We start from the raw sequence: 16,558 nt of genomic DNA, 5'->3' as shown, positions 1-16,558 counted from the left end.
ATGGATGCTTTAAAATACAAAGGAGTTAATCAATCTGGTAATAGTTGTAGAGGGGTTACAATATACAAAAGCGGACAGGATTATTTAGCCTATAAATCTTTTCACAAACCAGATGACCCGTTCTTAACTCCTGCTCTAAAAGACTTTAAACCAAATAGCACTACTGGTGATCAGTTTGTAGAAGGTTTAGATGAATTAACAATAATAAGACTATTTGAATATGTCAGTAATGAGGCAGTTTGTCTTCCATTAAATGATATGATCAGTACAATTGCAACTTTTCTAGAAAGTGGCTACTTACTGATTTCTCCTATTTTATTGACCAAAAATCCTACCTCTCAGAAAAAAAATGAAGCTAAAGCATCTTCATTGGTTATTGCAAGCTCGGTAACAGATGACGATATTGAAGATATTGTTGAGTTAATACCTGTCCGTTATGCACTAGATGAGTCACAAATTATATCTAAAGTCGATGACGAGGATGAACACAAATTAGTTAAACATAAAGGAAGGTGTATAGATGCTCATGGGTTACCTACACTCGGTAGTTTCCCTGGCGGTTTCTTTAAAGAAAAAGGTGCTTTATCACAAAACTCATACACGTTAAGGCAATTAACCACTGGGTGGCTGTATGTCTATAACGACATTGATGCTTCATTGCATGAGTATTTGGTGGAAGGTAGTCAATTCAAAAAGTATAAATTTGGTAAGGATGAAAATAAGAAATCCGCAGAAGAACGTGGAACTCTTGAGTCAACAGGTAAGCACCATCTTGAATATAAAAAAGGTGACAAACTTTATCTTATGTTCTCTAAAGTTCGTTGGAGCTGGCAATTATTAGAAGCCTTTAGAAGAAAAACACCTACAGCTAAAAATCGTCGTGATAAGTGGGCAACAAAAGTAACTTGCTCAACATTAACCGAGCGTCATACTGGTTTAGCGACTGAAGTTTTGCACTCTGTAGCTGATATTGTGTTAGATGCTGATTTTGTTAAAGAAAACGATGCTGAGTCTAAGGATAATGAAAAATCTAAGGCTAATGCGATATTTCCGCTGGCTGTGCCATCTATACAAAAGCGAGAAATTCAGACCGAAGACGGAGTCGAAAGTATTGATGGACAACCACTCAAACCTGTTTCGGACTATTTAAACCCACTAAAATTTAAAGAGACTGCAAGAGTGGTCGCGGTAAGTGATGTTTGGTCTGATATCAATGATATGGTGTCCCAAATTGGGTATTTATCAGGTCTTTTATATGAGCATGACGAAGAAGAAATGGCTAAGCGCGGTGTCGCACAAGCAGTTGTTTCGTTGTGTAGTGGTATAAAAGAAGAAAGTTACCCTGATAATGTAGGAGCAGATGCAATATCAAAAGCTTTGTATAAAGACAAACTTACTGATTTCTACGAGGCTCATGAACAACATATCGAAAGATATATAAAAGGTAACGGCCAATTTAGCGTTGATGTTAGCTACCTTACAGGTGGTTTTATTGATAAATACAATAAAATGCTTAAAGAATTCATTAGCGATTATAACGTAGACCCAAGAGGTGAAGGTTTTAGAGAATGGCAGTCTAGGCAATATAACAGACGTCGCGAACAAGCCGATGCACAAAAAGCTGAAGATTTTGTTCTATCTCACTTAAGTCATGATAAAGAAATTATTAAGTTAATTGAGCCAAGAGTTAAAGAACTTTTAACTTGCCATTATAAAATAGAAGCGGATCCTGCATTTGTTGGAGCTGATAATACCAAACCAAGTAGCCATGAAGCTTTAATGGGATGGATGGGTAACTCTTTGCAAGTGATGCTGCCTTATCTTGACGACAGCCAACGGGAAAAACTACGCGACTCATTATTTGTTAAAACAAAAAGTGATTCTCTAATCTCTTTGACTTTCTTTGCTTTTAATCCAGATTTTCGAACAGACTTTCAAGGTTTAATCAATCAATTACCTGAAGATAAACCATTAAGTGAATATTTAAATGAAGATGGAAGCATATCAAGAGCTAATGCAGTTGCGCTTGCAGGTGGTATACAAGGAAGAATTCAAGACATATTAGCTTTATTTGGTAGTCTCCACCTTATTGAGAACGAGTGGGTTGGGAAAATAGATGCAATAGCCCAATCTAGCTTAAAGGCAATGAAGGACGCCATCTCTGGTGGAGCGGCAGATTCTTGGGCTTATTTGTTGAAATGTGCATTACCGCTTTACAGTAAAGTGCCAGGCAAGTCAGCTTCTAGCCGTTTATTAATTGGCAGTGCTTTGATTAATTCATTTGTTGATCCACTTCATTCTGCAGGGTTAAAAACGAATCCAAATTACCTAAATGATTATGAAGAATGGATAAAAGATTACGAAAAAGCATTACATTACAGCAAAGTTAAAAACCCTGCCGCAGCAAAGAAGGCAAATGCAGAGTTATTAGCGTTAAAAGCGAATAAACCTTGGGTTATTTTGTTAAATAGTGATGATACAATGTCAACGTATCGCATCAAACAAGTTGAGCAAATAAATCATTTGTTAAATAAAACCGGAGAGGTAGTGAAAACCGGTATTGTGTGGGGAGGCGTTGCTCTAAACCTTTGGAATGTGCTTGAAACTGAAGTTCCAAATGAATTTAGTTTTAGTTTTGAAGATGGAGAAGAGACTGCTAAAAAAACGTATGCTTATGTATCAAATATGGCCTATTTAGCTCAATCTATTACAGGCCTTTTTTCGAGCGCTGAAGACAGTCTTATTAAAATGGTTACTGAAACTGAAAGTATAAATAAAGGTAAAAGTTTTTATAATGTTACAGCTAAATTTGATAAGGAAGAAAAAATATTATTAAAACTGACATTAGCAGAAGCTGAGCTAGCGTATGGAAAAAAAACGGGTACTGCTCTTCTTAAACTGATAAAGAACTTTCGCTTCTTTATTGGGGTGTTAGGCGTATTCACTGTTATCGCAACTGCGCTTGAAGTAGTCCCTTTATACCATCAATTAACAGGCCCAAATAAACAACGTTTAAATAATATTGAATATGGTTTAACCACAATTAAAGCAGCTTCTGTTGGTGTTATGCTGCTAGGTGGCGTGTATCAGGGATTATTATATTTTAAAGTTTTTGCTGGTTTTGCTTGGGCAGGACCTGTTTTAGCGATTGCAGGGATTGTTTATTTGGCGGTGACTCTCGCTTTATTTTATTACTCTCGTACTGATATAGACTTATGGCTTAATAACTGTCGGTTTGGTAATGAACCTAACAGTAACTGGGTAAACGCCCCTTTATTAGAGTTACAAAAATTACAAGATGCTTTATTAGTGCCCAGTGTCTATGCAAAATCTCTCGTTGTATTAGATGCCCCTGAGAAAATAGACAAAAATACAAAGTCTGAAGATTTTAAGATGGATACAACGGGAACTTGGTTAGTCTTATATCTCCCTGGTGATGATTGGTCAATTGATATAGCAGAATTTAATAATGAAAAATTTGTCCTTAATAGAAAAATTATTAATAGTTTCCCTCGTTATCTAACCAAAGCACAATATGAGTCAATTCAAGAGAATGGCCTTCCTCAATCGTTTTCTGAGCCCATTCCTGGCGGAAGTAGTTCAGAGAATTCTGGGTTGTATTTATTTGGTTTACCCTTTGAAAAAAATAACAGTAAATTGTTAATTAAATTACAACAATTGAGTAGTGATAAATCTCGAGTTTATGAAGTTAAGATGAATTTAACTGGGAAAGTATTGACTGAAACAAAGATACCTTTTCCAGAAGGGGCGGGACCTATTAGTATGAATTTGATCCCAATCTCAGACAATCATAGTTAATCAATAATTAGATAAAAGAATTAATATAGGTAAAAATAATGTCCCATTTAATACAGCGACCAGATTACATTCAATATAGCCAAGTAGGTTTAGATGAAGGGTGGTACTCCGTTGAAGATAGAGAAAAACTGGAAAAAGAGCCTGCAGTATTTCAATGGGAGGTTCCTTATGCTTTTAAGTCTGAAATAGGACCTTGGAAACTACATTTAAAAGCTCTAAGTATTATGTGTGTGCCTTATTTACTTTGTTTTCTATATTCTATCTATAATTCTATCAATCATAATAGAAGCCCGTGGGAAGATAACGGTATATTTGTTTTTTTTGGTGTTTTTATTGTTTTTGCTTACAGCCTTTTTTGGTATATTTCACGCACTCAATATTACCATGTTGTATATAAAATAACGGAGTCTGGTGTTTTAAGGGATGAATTGAAACGTTATCCAAAGTTTCGTTACCGCAAACAAGATCCAGTTAAACTGATGTATTTTCTTCGTTTTTTGTCGATTCCTCTAATAATAATGGCCCTCATCATTGACCCTCTATTGTTAGCAGGGGCCGCAGGTGCTGTATTTTTATCCTTCATACGTTTTCCTGCAGATCCAGGAGAGAAAGCTAATTATATACCAGTATTCTGGGAGGAAAATGGGGCTCCTGAAGACATAATTTGTATTATCAATATTGTTTCTAAACGCAGAATTATCCATATTCTTAGTAGTAATGGTTCTAATGGAGCCCCGATATTTTGTACTGAAGAAAATTTTGAGGAAGTTAAAGCCTACATATTTAGTAAGCTACCAAATGCTCAACACGAAGTATGCCCTATTTATAGGTAATATGTGTTACTTTTATATATTGATAAAGGAAGTTCAATGGGTAAGCCTGCAGCAACAATTTCAAGTTATCACATGTGCCCCGACAAAACGGCTAAAAAACCTCACGTTGGTGGGCCGATTGTTGCTGGTGCAGCTAATGTTTTAATTGGCGGTTTACCGGTGGCGTTAATTGGTGATAAATGTTTATGTGAAGGACCGCCTGATGCGATTGCTTCAGGATCTGCAACAGTGACTGTTAATGGTAAAGGCATTGCGCGTTTAGGTGATGCTACTGTACATGGTGGTAAAATCATGGAAGGTGATCCCACCGTATTGGTAGGTTAAGCTAAATGATGACTACTGATACCTCCCAACATACCTCTATTTGTTGGAGCCCTGTTGTTTGGGTGTGCTTTCAATGAGCTTATTAACGGATTTGCTTGCGCAACGCGAGCAATTCATTAACGCTGATTATGCATATAAAAGTAACGTTGATAAAAACCGATTACAGTTATTAGCCTGTGCGCGTTTACTTGCTAAAAAAAATCATCCTTTCTTTGCTGAGGCTCAACCAAAAACGGTATTGTTAGCACTACAACAAGATAAATCGTTTTCTCCTAACCAACAATTTTTACTGTTGCAGTTGAATGCGACTATTCATGATAACGCAGGGATAATTCTTGAGCGGCTATATCAAGATAAAGAAAGTGAATTACACCCATTAGCCTCTAAGTTAGCATTGATAATGAAAGTGGATGATCTGCCTTTAAGTGTTAAATATTCACAGGCTACATTTAATAATCAATTGCTGACTTGTTATTACCGACAACAGTGGTCAACACTTCATCGTGTTCAAATGTCTAATCATAATGTATCTTCGCTTACCCAGCTTTATATCGCAGTGTTGCAGGAAAGTTTGCCAAGTGAAAGTGAACTGACGACTGACTTTATTACCTTAGATTACATAAACAGCGAGTTATTTGAATTATATGTGGTGCGTTTGCCTTTTGAACAGGTTAATAAAGTCATTGAGTTATTATCCATTGATAAACAAAATACTAAATTGATCATTAAAGTGATGGCATTGAGTGGTTATAGTCAGTTTATTCCGTTGTTGGCTCGTTATTTACAAGATAAAAATCATACAGTTGATGCTTATAATAGTTTGAATATTTTATTAGGAGATCAATTAGCCTTGATTATTCCTGACAAAGTGCAATCTAATAGCGACCAATCTGAGCGAATTGAAGATTTAACTTATTATGGTGCTAAAATACTTCATCTTTATGAATCATCGCTCATTGATTCACTGGCTCCTCGTATTTTGATGGGAAAAAATATTATAAAAGGTCAGTTAGTGCATGTGTTTCAATTTGGTAGCCAAAGTCATCGCCGAGTTGCATCATTACACTTCACGCACTGTAAAACGCGACTTCAATCGCAAAATACAACTCAATCTCCATTAAGTCATGTTGATGTTGAATATTACGCTCAACCGGAGATAGTGCTGTGAGTTTCATACTATCTGACTCAATTTTAAAGCTTGGTATAACAGCAGACCTTGATAGTGCGCTTGCTATTGATTTGTTACCTATTAATTTACCCATTCATACAACCGATAATGGTTTACAAATTCCAGCTGCGTTCAATGAGCTACAAAGTAATAGTAAAATTGACCGTATCATTCAACTTCTCAAACCTGTTATTAAACAAACGTTAGCAGAAGGATCTGTGGATTTTAATACCACACCTGTGTTCTGGTTACTGCCTGAGCTTGCCATTGAAGACAATCAAGTATTAATTGATTGGGCTAGCCAATTGAAAACTCAATTTCCTGAACTGTTTAGTCATGCTAAAACGCAGTTTTTTCCCTTTGGCAGTAGTGCCATTGTCATGGCGCTTTCTGCAGTGCAAGCGTTAACGACATCATCGGATATGACTAAAGTATGCCTAATAGCAGTAGACAGTTACTATCATGCCCTAGATAACTTGTTAGAAAATAATGCGTGTATTACGCCTGAAACGGGGAGAGGAATGATGCCTTCTGAGGGCGTAGCGTTGACTTGTGTTAATTCATCTAGAGAAGGGCTTAATATTGAATATGCAAAAACCGACCGCGCCACTGAATGGCAACTAAATAAATCGGTAGATGCATTACTTTATGATGTTGCTGGCTACTTAAAATCTAATATGAAAAGTAGCAACATTGATCAATTTTATACACCTTCTAATGGTTTAGATAATACATCAGACGCATGGATTGAAGCCTACGGTCGACTTTCAGGTCATCTTTCACGGACAACACAATTAAAGCAAATTGGATTACTTTCTGGAGAGGTTGGTTGTGTTTCAGGGCTTTATCATTTTATGCACCTCTATCATGCTTATCAGCATGGTTATATCACTGGTAATACATTGCAGCTTGCAATCTCTGAGAGATTGTATCAAGGCGTTCACTTGTATTCATGGACAGGTAAGGATTAAACGTTAATGGCTCAAATGCATATTTTTAATGTCGTAGGCAAGGGTAACTACCTTTTAAATTTAAAAGGCAGTGCAATTCCTAATGGATATGTAGTTTTATCATTAAGCAATGATAATGATATAAAAATGTTTGTTGAGATGCTGATAGCACCGCTTTATAAATCAGCTAATTTACTGGGTTATGCTAAGTCATTAGTTGGTATCAACTATCCCGTTGATATGAAAGTGTTAGCGGTTGCACTACAAAGCGCCATTAAGCAAAAAAACGTTGCTGTGTTTAAAGAGATAGCAAACGATAATACCCCTGAATCAGCCGATACTTGGAGCCAAATAGTTGGAGCCGCTATGGTGGTAGCTGCAGGTACATCCAGTGAAGGTAAAGAAACAGAAGAGAAAAAAGTTACGGGTAGTGCAGTAAGTGAAGAAAAGTCAGCAGTGCCGACAGATGCGCAAGCCAAATGTGGCGACCCTGTGTCTATGTTATCAGGCGAAGAAATACTATCCTTACAAGATTTTGAGTTACCTGGCTTATTACCATTAGTATGGCGCCGAATTTATCGTTCATCAAAAACAACGTTAAATACAGGGCTTGGTTACGGTTGGCGACATAGCTTTAGTTTGCAGTTAATTGATTGTTATCAAGCACCCCCTAAAGTAGGGCCGAAACAACAAGGTACTCATTGGTTTGAATTGATTGATGAAGAGGGAACTACTCATCATTTTAATAAAGTACAACGAGGGCAAACTAGCTATCAACCTAGTGCTGGCCTTGCACTGTTAAATGATGGTGAATCAAAGCAGATATTAATTCGTCCTGATGGCACTCATTGGTGTTTTACCAAAGAAGAAGATGTATGGCTGCTAACGAGCATCAATAATGAGTTGGGGCACGGTTTTAGCCTTATTTACGATCATAAAAACCGCTTAGTTAGTATCATGGTCACCTCTAAAAGAGGAGTCATGATTAGGTATAATAGCGATAATAATATAAGCAAAATTATCCCTTACCTAATGAATGAGGAAGAGATATTAACAGTCCAAACACAGATTTTAGCGAGCTATCAATATAATGAACAACAATCGCTAATATCAGCCACTGATAGCAAAGGGGCTACTGAAGCATACCAATATCACAAAGGTTCATTACTTAAACAACGAACACGTGCTTCAGGCTTTAATCATTATTTTGAATGGTCTGGCGAGGGTGAAACGGCTAGATGTTCTCGTCAATGGGGGGATGACGATACTTATGATTATCGTTTTACATTTGAAGGTAATAAAAGTACCAGTACCGATAGCCTAGGAAATACTGAGCAGTATTTTCATAATGAGCAAGATTTATTAACGTTGTTCATTGATGCTAATGGCAATAAAACAGCGCACCAATATGACGATTTTGGCAGAAAGGTAAGTACTACTGATGCCATGGGGCAGACAACGGCATTTAACTACAATGAAGTGGGCCAATTAATACAAGAAACTGCACCTGACAATAGTACTACCCGTTATGTTTATAATGCCTTTGGCAAGCGTGTTGTGACCATTGATGCACTGGGACGTCAATTCAAACGTCAGTTCAATGCAACAGGGCGTTTACTCACTGAAACAACGCCTGATGGGCAAGTTACTGAGTACAAATACAACAGTAAAGGGCAGCTTACTGAAAAAATAATGCCTGATGGTCAACGTACTTTATACCAATGGAATGATAGTGGTGAGTTATTAGCCGAGAAAACAGGCGAAGCTTTAACACGTTATAGCTATGATAAATTAGGGCACCTCAATGCCATTTGTGATGCACAAAATTTAATTACAGAATACCAACGTAATGAGCAAGGGCAAGTCACGCAACAAGTGTCTTACCCACAAGCAGAAGCAACAGCAGACAAAACCTTTCCTGAGAGTGCTGTTATTACCCGTTATGTTTACGATAAGGCAGGTCGTTTAACCAATATTGTGAGCCCAAATGGTGACAGTACTCACTATGGTTACGGTGGCCTTGCTCAACCGACTAAAAAGACCTTTGCTGATGGGAGTTGGTTAAACTATCAATACGATAAAGAGCGTAACTTAATCGGCATTGAACGCAGCGATGAAGCGACTTACAAAATTGAATATAGTCCAACAGAGAAACCGACCAAACTTATTGGTTTTGATGGACGCGTGCAAACTTATCAGTATGATAATAACGATAAACTGATTGCAGTGAATGATGCTGACGAACGCATGATTCAGCTTAAGCGTGATAGCTTAGGCAACATTGTTGACCAACATAGCTTTACCACGCATAGTAACAAGCAACTCAACTTCAATAGTCATAACCTTTATCAATATGATGCCATCGGGTGTGTTACGTTAGCACATAACAGTGACCGCGTTGTCCAGCAGCAATATCACCTTAATGGGCAGATTAATCAAAGCAAGCAGGGTGATTGGACGCTTAATTATCAGTTTAATAATAAAGGGCAACGTAGCCAATTAACCTTACCTGATGGTAAGCAGCTTGATTATCAATATAACGAGTTAGGACAACTCAGCCGTTTAAATTTACAAAGTGAGTCTGAGGAAACAACGTTACTTGCATTACAGTATAGTGTAGTGGGGCAAATAACCGAACAAGCGCTAGGTAATGGCATTACTCTTGAGCAAGATTATGATGTACAGTCGCGATTAACACGACAGTCTTGGGTTGGTAAAAAAGGATATCATCAACATTGTGATTATCAATACGATAAACAAAATCAGCTCATTAAATGTAATGAAAGTACGCAGTCTGATGAAAGCGCACAACATACCCAGGCTGAGCAGCTGGCTAATACAGAGCAGAAAAATGCACAGCAAACCGAACGTACGTTTACTTATAATAAATTAAGTCAACTAGTCGGTAGTGTGTGTGAATTCTCACAGCCTTCAAAACACCAAACAGAGTACTATAACTGGGATGCTTTTGGTAACCCAGAAGTAGACTACAGCGTTGCAAAAGCCGATCGTGACACGCGCATAGAAAATGATCGCCTATTATGTTCTGGCGGTGTTGATTATCGCTATGATAAATCAGGCAATCAGATTAGTAGTATTGCTACTGGGCTGATTCAAAAACGTAGTTTTGATGGATTGAACCAACTACGTCAAATTAATAATAATGGTAAGGTCTACCAGTACCAATACGATGCACTAGGCAGACGCAGCGCTAAAATAACAGAGACAGGCCGTACTGATTTTATTTGGGATGGTAATCAACTCATCGGTGAAGTCAGTCACGGTGAATATACGTGGTATATCTATTTACCTGATAGTTTCGAACCAATTGCACTGATTAAAGACAATCAAATTTATTACTACCACCTTGACCAACTTGGCACACCGATTTGCTTAACGGACGTTGAACAGAAAATTGTTTGGGAAAACCAAGGCGATTTGTTTGGTTGTGAAGATAAAAAAGAGCAAGATAGCCTTGAACCAGAAAAGAAAAATAACATAGAAAACCCATTACGCTTTCAAGGTCAATATTTTGATGGTGAATCAGGCTTACATTACAACCGTTTTAGATATTACTGCCCAAAACAAGGTCGTTTTATTCATCAAGATCCTATAGGGTTAAATGGTGGCATTAATCACTATCAATATGCTCCTAATCCGGTTAATTGGATTGATCCTTTTGGGTTGTGTGCTAAAGAGGATGTTACTGCAGGTGATAGGTTATACGCATCGTTTGGATATATTGGAGGCGTCACTAAAAAAGCGGGTGATACTATTACGGGAGCAGTTGAATATTCAATTGCTAACCCTCAACAAGCTTTATATGCGGTAGACAGTGCAATAGGAAGTGCATTTGATGTGGTTGTTGATGCTGTTAACTACTTTCCAGATGCATTAATACTAAAACCACTTGGTATAAGTGTAGGCTCAGCAGATCAAATGAATGCTCGGCTTAATGGGATAGCAGACGGAGTAAGTAGCGATTGGGCTCAACATAATGAATTATTATCAAATGCATGGGAAACTGCAGATGTTCAGAAATTTGTTGAAGCAGGAGAGGTTGGTAGTGATTATGTCTTAGCTGGGGTTGGTGGTGTTGCTTCAATTCCCATGAAAGCTAGATCAATGACCACCAAAGCGTTTCATGTAGTGGATGAAGGATGGAAGGCAGATAGTATTCTCGAGGGGATTAATCCTAAATATTTTAACCCTGATAGCAGATTTGGTGGCGGGTTCTATATTGGTAATGATGGAACAACAGTGGTTAAAGAATTGGCTGAACATGGTTTTGATGCAAAATATGCGATTAGATATGATGTAGATTTTACTGGAAGTAAAGTGTTAGATTTAACGGATCCTCATATAGCTAACAATTGGGGATTTATTCCAAAAGGTACATCAACAGAAGCTTCACAAGTAATTGGTCAATTAGCACGAGATAATGGATATGATGCGATTACTTTTTCATCGTATAGAGGTTCAGGTACCAATACGGTTATTTTCGATAAATTTGATGAAATATTAACGCCAATGATGGTCACTCCAATAAAATAATGAGGTTCAATTGGAAAATTTAATAACTTTAAAGGTAAGAGCTGCTGAAGGAATGTGCAGGGTATGTGGTACAATAAGAGAAGTTTATTATTTAAATGACAGCTCTTATGGTGAAAGATTACTACTTACGTCTGATGGTAAGTATTACGCTTATGTAAACTTGTTTAAAGATGAAGTTTATGATGAAGTCGAATTAATTATTAAAGATATATTTTGTGTTAAAGGTAAAAAATTATCTTTGAAAGAAAGTGCAGATTATTTAAATTTAACCTTTGGTGTTGCATGTGATGATATTAATTATCAAGTTATTGATGCCTCAAAGAATATTAAAAGCTGTCTAAATTGTGGATCGAAGGATTTAGATTTTGAAATAAGTAACAATGAATATGTGAAGCAAGTTGAAGTACCATTGATCACTCATTTTAAATGGAAAGAGTTAGAAAAAGAGGAAAAAAAGAAATTGATAGCGAAAAAATTAAATCTTTAATGTTTTGATGTGCAAAGTAATGAACAGCCATAAACTTTGACGACTAATATTTTCAGTTCTATCTTTTAATTATGTAGTTTTTTACATACTAAAAGGTGATTGTTATGGCGCAATCTCGCCAATCACAAGTATCATTATCTGATACCCCTTATTACCACTGTATTTCGCGTTGTGTTCGTCGAGCTTATTTGTGCGGCGAACAAAAAAAGATCTGGACACCCAACAATTTGAATAATTGCCATCGTTAAACTATCTTTTATAAATGCGTGTTTTTGCATTTAGGAGGTAGTTTATTATGACTCAATCTCGCCAATCACAAGTCTCGCTATCAGATACACCTTATTACCACTGTATTTCGCGTTGTGTTCGCAGAGCTTACTTGTGTGGTGAAGATAAATACACCGAAAAATCCTTTGAACATCGCCGCCAGTGGGTTGTTGAGCGAATGCATTACCTCGCTTCTCTTTTTAATATTGATATCTGCGCTTACGCTATCATGTCCAACCATTATCACCTCGTACTGCACATAGACGAGCGACCTAATGAAAGCTTAACGCATGAAGAAGTTTGTGAGCGTTGGTGTCTGCTTTATTCAAAACCTGTATTAGTTGAGCGTTGGCAATCCGAGCCAACCACCTCAGAAGCAGAAAATAAAGCCGCATTAACTATTATTAATGGGTGGAGAGGACGATTAGCTGATATCTCATGGTTTATGCGCTGTTTAAATGAATTCATTGCGCGCAAAGCGAATAAAGAAGATAACTGCTCAGGAAGGTTCTGGGAAGGACGCTTTAAATCGCAAGCGCTATTAGATGAAGATGCACTATTAACCTGCATGGCTTATGTCGACCTAAATCCAATCCGCGCTAAAATGGCAGCTAGCGTTGAAAGCTCAGAATACACATCAGCTTATGAACGCCTATTACCTTGCAAAAATGTTGGTGTTGCTCAACCACAAGAAAAACCGTCAGATTTATATCATAAGAAACCATTGTTTGGCTTTATTGGTGATGACAATCAAAATGAGACGCAGGGTATTCCATTTTCACTATTAGATTACATCGAGCTTGTCGATTGGAGTGGCCGTATTATTCGAGAAGATAAACGGGGGGCTATTTCAAGCCAGCGGCCTAGGTTATTATCAACATTAGGCTTAGAAAATGATATTTGGTTATCACTGGCGAGTCGTTTTGGAAAAGATTATCACGGTGCAGTGGGCTCTTTAGAAGCATTAGCGGCTTACGCAGGTAATACCGGCAAACGTTGGATAGCCAGTAAAAACCAATTACGGCTGCATTAAGCCGTATATTTATTATTTAATACAAAATCAACACATTATTAGCAGCGGCTAACATCAGTCATACCTGAAAAAGCCATTATTTGCGTAAAACCCCTCTTAATTTATGATTTTCTACTATCAAAATTTTTAGATTACCGTTTTAATAATGGGAATAGGGTTATGTTTGATGATTTAAGTCGGTGGATGTCCGCTTTTTGTTTTTTAGCTTTTTGTTTTTTTCTTGAATTAATTTAATACGAGCTGGTTACGAAGCCATTTTTAAAACGTAAACTATTACTTTCAGTACTCCATAATATGAGGGTTGTATTAAATCAATATAACCCTCATTCGTTTTCTTTCGGTACTTTTGACTACCAGCTTCCGCCGCCGCCTCCTCCTGAGCCGCCGCCAGAAGAACCACCTGATGAAGAGCTGCCACTTGATCCACCTGAGCTAATCGATGAACTTGTTATGGTGGATATCATAGATGAATGCATCGTCGAAAAGCTATTGCTCAGCGAATCATTAAAGGTTGTTGAGTTGAATGTATTTGAGTGGTTATTACCATACCAATTAGGTGGATTAACGGCTAGGTCATTGAAATGGGCTGACCATTTAGAGCTTAGATCTAATACCATTGCGTAGGGTAGTATTTTGTAATAATAAGTTGGATTTGAATCCAACATCATTTGTATTTTGTCTTTTTCTGCGGTCATTATAAACTCGCGAAACCCAAGTACTTTACTAAGCATTTTATCGCCATTGACAGTACGTTTCGACATCACATGAGTAAAAATACAAGCAACTAAGCTAGTCATAAGTGCAATAGAATACTGGAAAATTGAAATGTCAGCTTGAACAGCCATGAAACCAAACATAGTTGTACTTACGCCCCCAACAACAAGAGCAGCTAATATTGATTTAATATCCAACTTACTCCCTGATATGCTTTTATATTTGATTATTAAAGAACCAAAGTAATGAATAGGTAAAAATATAAATAATCCAAATAATGAGGCTATAAATAATGGAATAATCATTGTTTTATCAACTAACACAAAGAGCACGTTTGTAATAACGGCAACAATTGGTAGATAAGCAAGCAACCCTGTTAATAGCTGGTATTTGGTGTTGCCTTTGGTATATATCCTTTGTTCAGGATTGTCTGTAAAGTTTTTTGTCAGTTCTGATTGTGCTGAATCAACATCTACATGAAATTTATAGCGTAGATCTTTGGTTGAAACAGTATCGCCATCTCCATAAGAAAATAATTTATCGAATAATTTAACTTCATAAGATTTAGCATTATCATCAAGATTTTTTAATTTGGCCAGTATTAGGTATTCATGTTTGAAAAATAGAGTCGTTTCTTCTACTTCTTCAATGGCCAATGCACCTTGATCTGCCCAATAGATAATAAGTGACGTGATATCTAAGTTATCAACAGTCCCATCAATAATGTAACCTAGTTCTGACGGTGTCATACCCTCAGGTGGATTGAATTCAACTGAAGTAAATAGTTTATTATCACGGCCTTTAAAGTACCAAATACTTGCTACAATAATCAGAGTTAATAGATAGAAAGGGTAACCAAACAGTAAAAAGTATAACCAGCCATCTTGTCTATGGCGTTGTGGGTTAACCCAGTAACCTTCAGGTAAAGGAAGTGCGGCAGTTAGACCTTGGTAGTTTTCCAATGGAGATAATGTATGACCAGTTATTGTTGTGCCATTAACCTGCCATTCAACATTGCTGTTATCTGTTGAGCCTCTATTGCCTGACGTGAAGTTAACGTCTTCTGGTTTAAATGGCTTTGGAAGGGTGATTGTAAAGTCAACACGCTTAATAACGGTGTCCCATTGAGTACCAATTAAATTATGGTTAAATTCATCCATGTTATCTAAGAGGTCTGCCCCTACGTCAAATGTATAATTTATTTTATATTTTACTTTTCCATTAACTAACTTATCTTCTTCCCCGATTTGTATTGTGACGCTATCACGATTAGTAAACAAAGAACCATTGCTTCCCGGTATTTGAATATCACTAATTTTAATTAACTGTTGATCAAATTTGAGGGGGATTTTTCGATAAATACCATGGCGAGGCTTACTGAAGTCCACGTCGATGACTTCTTTGATGTGGTAAACATTATTATCCATCACATCAATATTGACTTGGTAATGGTCAATAACAAAAGCTTCATCTGCGAATGCATTAAATGCAGTACTTACTGTTAATAATAAAAACGTTAAAATATAACTACATTTTTTCATTAGAGTTTAACCTTAATATTTTTTCGCTCTGATGCGTCAATGTCAAAATAATCTTTCTTCTTGAGTTTCATCATGTTAGCAATGATCGACGAAGGGAAAAGCTCACGTTTAGTATTGAAGGTTTTCACTACGGCATTAAAGTATTTACGTGCTTGAAGAATATCGTTTTCTACCGCTTCTAATTGTTTTTGAAGAGTGATGAAATTATTATTCGCTTTAAGGTCTGGGTAAGCTTCGCTCAAAGCAAACAGGCTTTTTAAGCTAGAAGTAAGGGCATTTTCATTATTTTTAAGTTCTGATATTCCGCCAGAATTCATCGCCATATTGCGGGCTTGAATAACTCTATCAAGTGTTTCTTGTTCATGGGTTGCATAACCTTTAACGATTTCAACAAGATTTGGGATGAGGTCCCAGCGCTTCTTGAGGTAAACATCCATTGTCGAAAACGATTCTTCTACTTTGTTGCGCAATCTGATGAATGCATTGTAGGTTGAAACAAAATAACACAACGCTAGCACAGCGCTAACGAGCAAAATAATTTCGATCGGGGTCATGGAGTAGTTATCCTTGTAATTTTCATCTATTAATAAATTATATTTAAATGATGCTACCATCTAAAACTAAAACCTTAACGTAATAAGTATTTTAAATACTCTCATAACTTATTACGCTATATGGTGATTTTAGCGATTGAGATTATAACGGTTGTTGTGATTTTTGTTTTTATTTTTTTTTGATTAAATGGGTGGTAATGTAATAATTATAAAAATAAACAGGATAATTTCTGCTTGTTGGCATCCCGATCTCAATCGAAAGTTAGTTTTTATTAATTTTATTTAATGGCGCTCAATGGAGTAAATCTTAAGAT

At 36.8% G+C, this 16,558-nt stretch carries 10 protein-coding genes and 1 pseudogene; 9 read left to right on the top strand and 2 right to left on the bottom strand.

Features of this window, described 5'->3' with window-relative positions; translation table 11 throughout:
- The 9 genes and pseudogenes from V5290_RS00480 (at position 1) to V5290_RS00440 (ending at position 13,435) form a co-directional block, all read left to right on the top strand.
- Positions 1-3,819 carry a toxin VasX gene (locus V5290_RS00480; protein ID WP_333380630.1) on the top strand — a complete coding sequence of 1,273 codons (3,819 nt, stop codon included), beginning with the start codon at positions 1-3 and terminating at the stop codon, positions 3,817-3,819.
- 38 nt (positions 3,820-3,857) lie between these two features.
- Positions 3,858-4,652: a hypothetical protein gene (locus tag V5290_RS00475; RefSeq protein ID WP_333380628.1), complete on the top strand. Its 795-nt coding sequence runs from the start codon at positions 3,858-3,860 to the stop codon at positions 4,650-4,652.
- 36 nt (positions 4,653-4,688) lie between these two features.
- Complete coding sequence (locus tag V5290_RS00470) at positions 4,689-4,976, top strand: PAAR domain-containing protein (protein WP_333380626.1); 288 nt, start codon at positions 4,689-4,691, stop codon at positions 4,974-4,976.
- Positions 4,977-5,049: 73 nt separating this feature from the next.
- On the top strand, positions 5,050-6,144 hold the full coding sequence (locus tag V5290_RS00465) for a hypothetical protein (RefSeq protein ID WP_333380625.1): 1,095 nt from the start codon (positions 5,050-5,052) through the stop codon (positions 6,142-6,144).
- Positions 6,141-7,115: a hypothetical protein gene (locus tag V5290_RS00460; protein WP_333380623.1), complete on the top strand. Its 975-nt coding sequence runs from the start codon at positions 6,141-6,143 to the stop codon at positions 7,113-7,115. The genes V5290_RS00465 and V5290_RS00460 overlap by 4 nt, the downstream gene beginning before the upstream one ends.
- Before the next feature lie 6 nt (positions 7,116-7,121).
- The gene (locus V5290_RS00455) at positions 7,122-11,648 is read left to right on the top strand and encodes an RHS repeat-associated core domain-containing protein (protein ID WP_333380621.1); all 4,527 of its coding nucleotides are present in this window, start codon (positions 7,122-7,124) and stop codon (positions 11,646-11,648) included.
- 10 nt (positions 11,649-11,658) lie between these two features.
- On the top strand, positions 11,659-12,135 hold the full coding sequence (locus V5290_RS00450) for a hypothetical protein (protein WP_333380619.1): 477 nt from the start codon (positions 11,659-11,661) through the stop codon (positions 12,133-12,135).
- Between the two features lie 104 nt (positions 12,136-12,239).
- A pseudogene (locus V5290_RS00445) lies at positions 12,240-12,341 on the top strand (transposase); the annotation flags it as partial.
- Positions 12,342-12,430: 89 nt separating this feature from the next.
- On the top strand, positions 12,431-13,435 hold the full coding sequence (locus tag V5290_RS00440) for a transposase (protein ID WP_333380617.1): 1,005 nt from the start codon (positions 12,431-12,433) through the stop codon (positions 13,433-13,435).
- A 350-nt stretch (positions 13,436-13,785) separates the two neighbouring features.
- On the opposite strand, the gene V5290_RS00435 is transcribed toward V5290_RS00440, so the two are convergent.
- Positions 13,786-15,690: a DUF2207 domain-containing protein gene (locus tag V5290_RS00435; protein WP_333380615.1), complete on the bottom strand. Its 1,905-nt coding sequence runs from the start codon at positions 15,688-15,690 to the stop codon at positions 13,786-13,788.
- A complete protein-coding gene (locus V5290_RS00430; protein WP_333380613.1) occupies positions 15,690-16,304 on the bottom strand; it encodes a LemA family protein in 615 nt (204 codons plus the stop codon). Before V5290_RS00430 ends, V5290_RS00435 begins: the two co-directional genes overlap by 1 nt.
- Positions 16,305-16,558 lie beyond the last annotated feature (254 nt).

The organism is Psychromonas arctica (genome assembly GCF_036697365.1).
Lineage (GTDB): Bacteria > Pseudomonadota > Gammaproteobacteria > Enterobacterales > Psychromonadaceae > Psychromonas > Psychromonas arctica_A.
The sequence above is the reverse complement of the archived record's forward strand: the minus strand, read 5'-3'. Positions and strand labels throughout refer to the sequence as shown.

Coding starts and splice junctions, on each gene's coding strand:
- V5290_RS00480 (WP_333380630.1), top strand. CDS start 1: ATGGATGCTTTAAAATACAAAGGAGTTAATCAATCTGGTAATAGTTGT.
- V5290_RS00465 (WP_333380625.1), top strand. CDS start 5,050: ATGAGCTTATTAACGGATTTGCTTGCGCAACGCGAGCAATTCATTAAC.
- V5290_RS00455 (WP_333380621.1), top strand. CDS start 7,122: ATGGCTCAAATGCATATTTTTAATGTCGTAGGCAAGGGTAACTACCTT.
- V5290_RS00430 (WP_333380613.1), bottom strand. CDS start 16,304: ATGGTAGCATCATTTAAATATAATTTATTAATAGATGAAAATTACAAG.
- V5290_RS00435 (WP_333380615.1), bottom strand. CDS start 15,690: ATGAAAAAATGTAGTTATATTTTAACGTTTTTATTATTAACAGTAAGT.
- V5290_RS00440 (WP_333380617.1), top strand. CDS start 12,431: ATGACTCAATCTCGCCAATCACAAGTCTCGCTATCAGATACACCTTAT.
- V5290_RS00470 (WP_333380626.1), top strand. CDS start 4,689: ATGGGTAAGCCTGCAGCAACAATTTCAAGTTATCACATGTGCCCCGAC.
- V5290_RS00475 (WP_333380628.1), top strand. CDS start 3,858: ATGTCCCATTTAATACAGCGACCAGATTACATTCAATATAGCCAAGTA.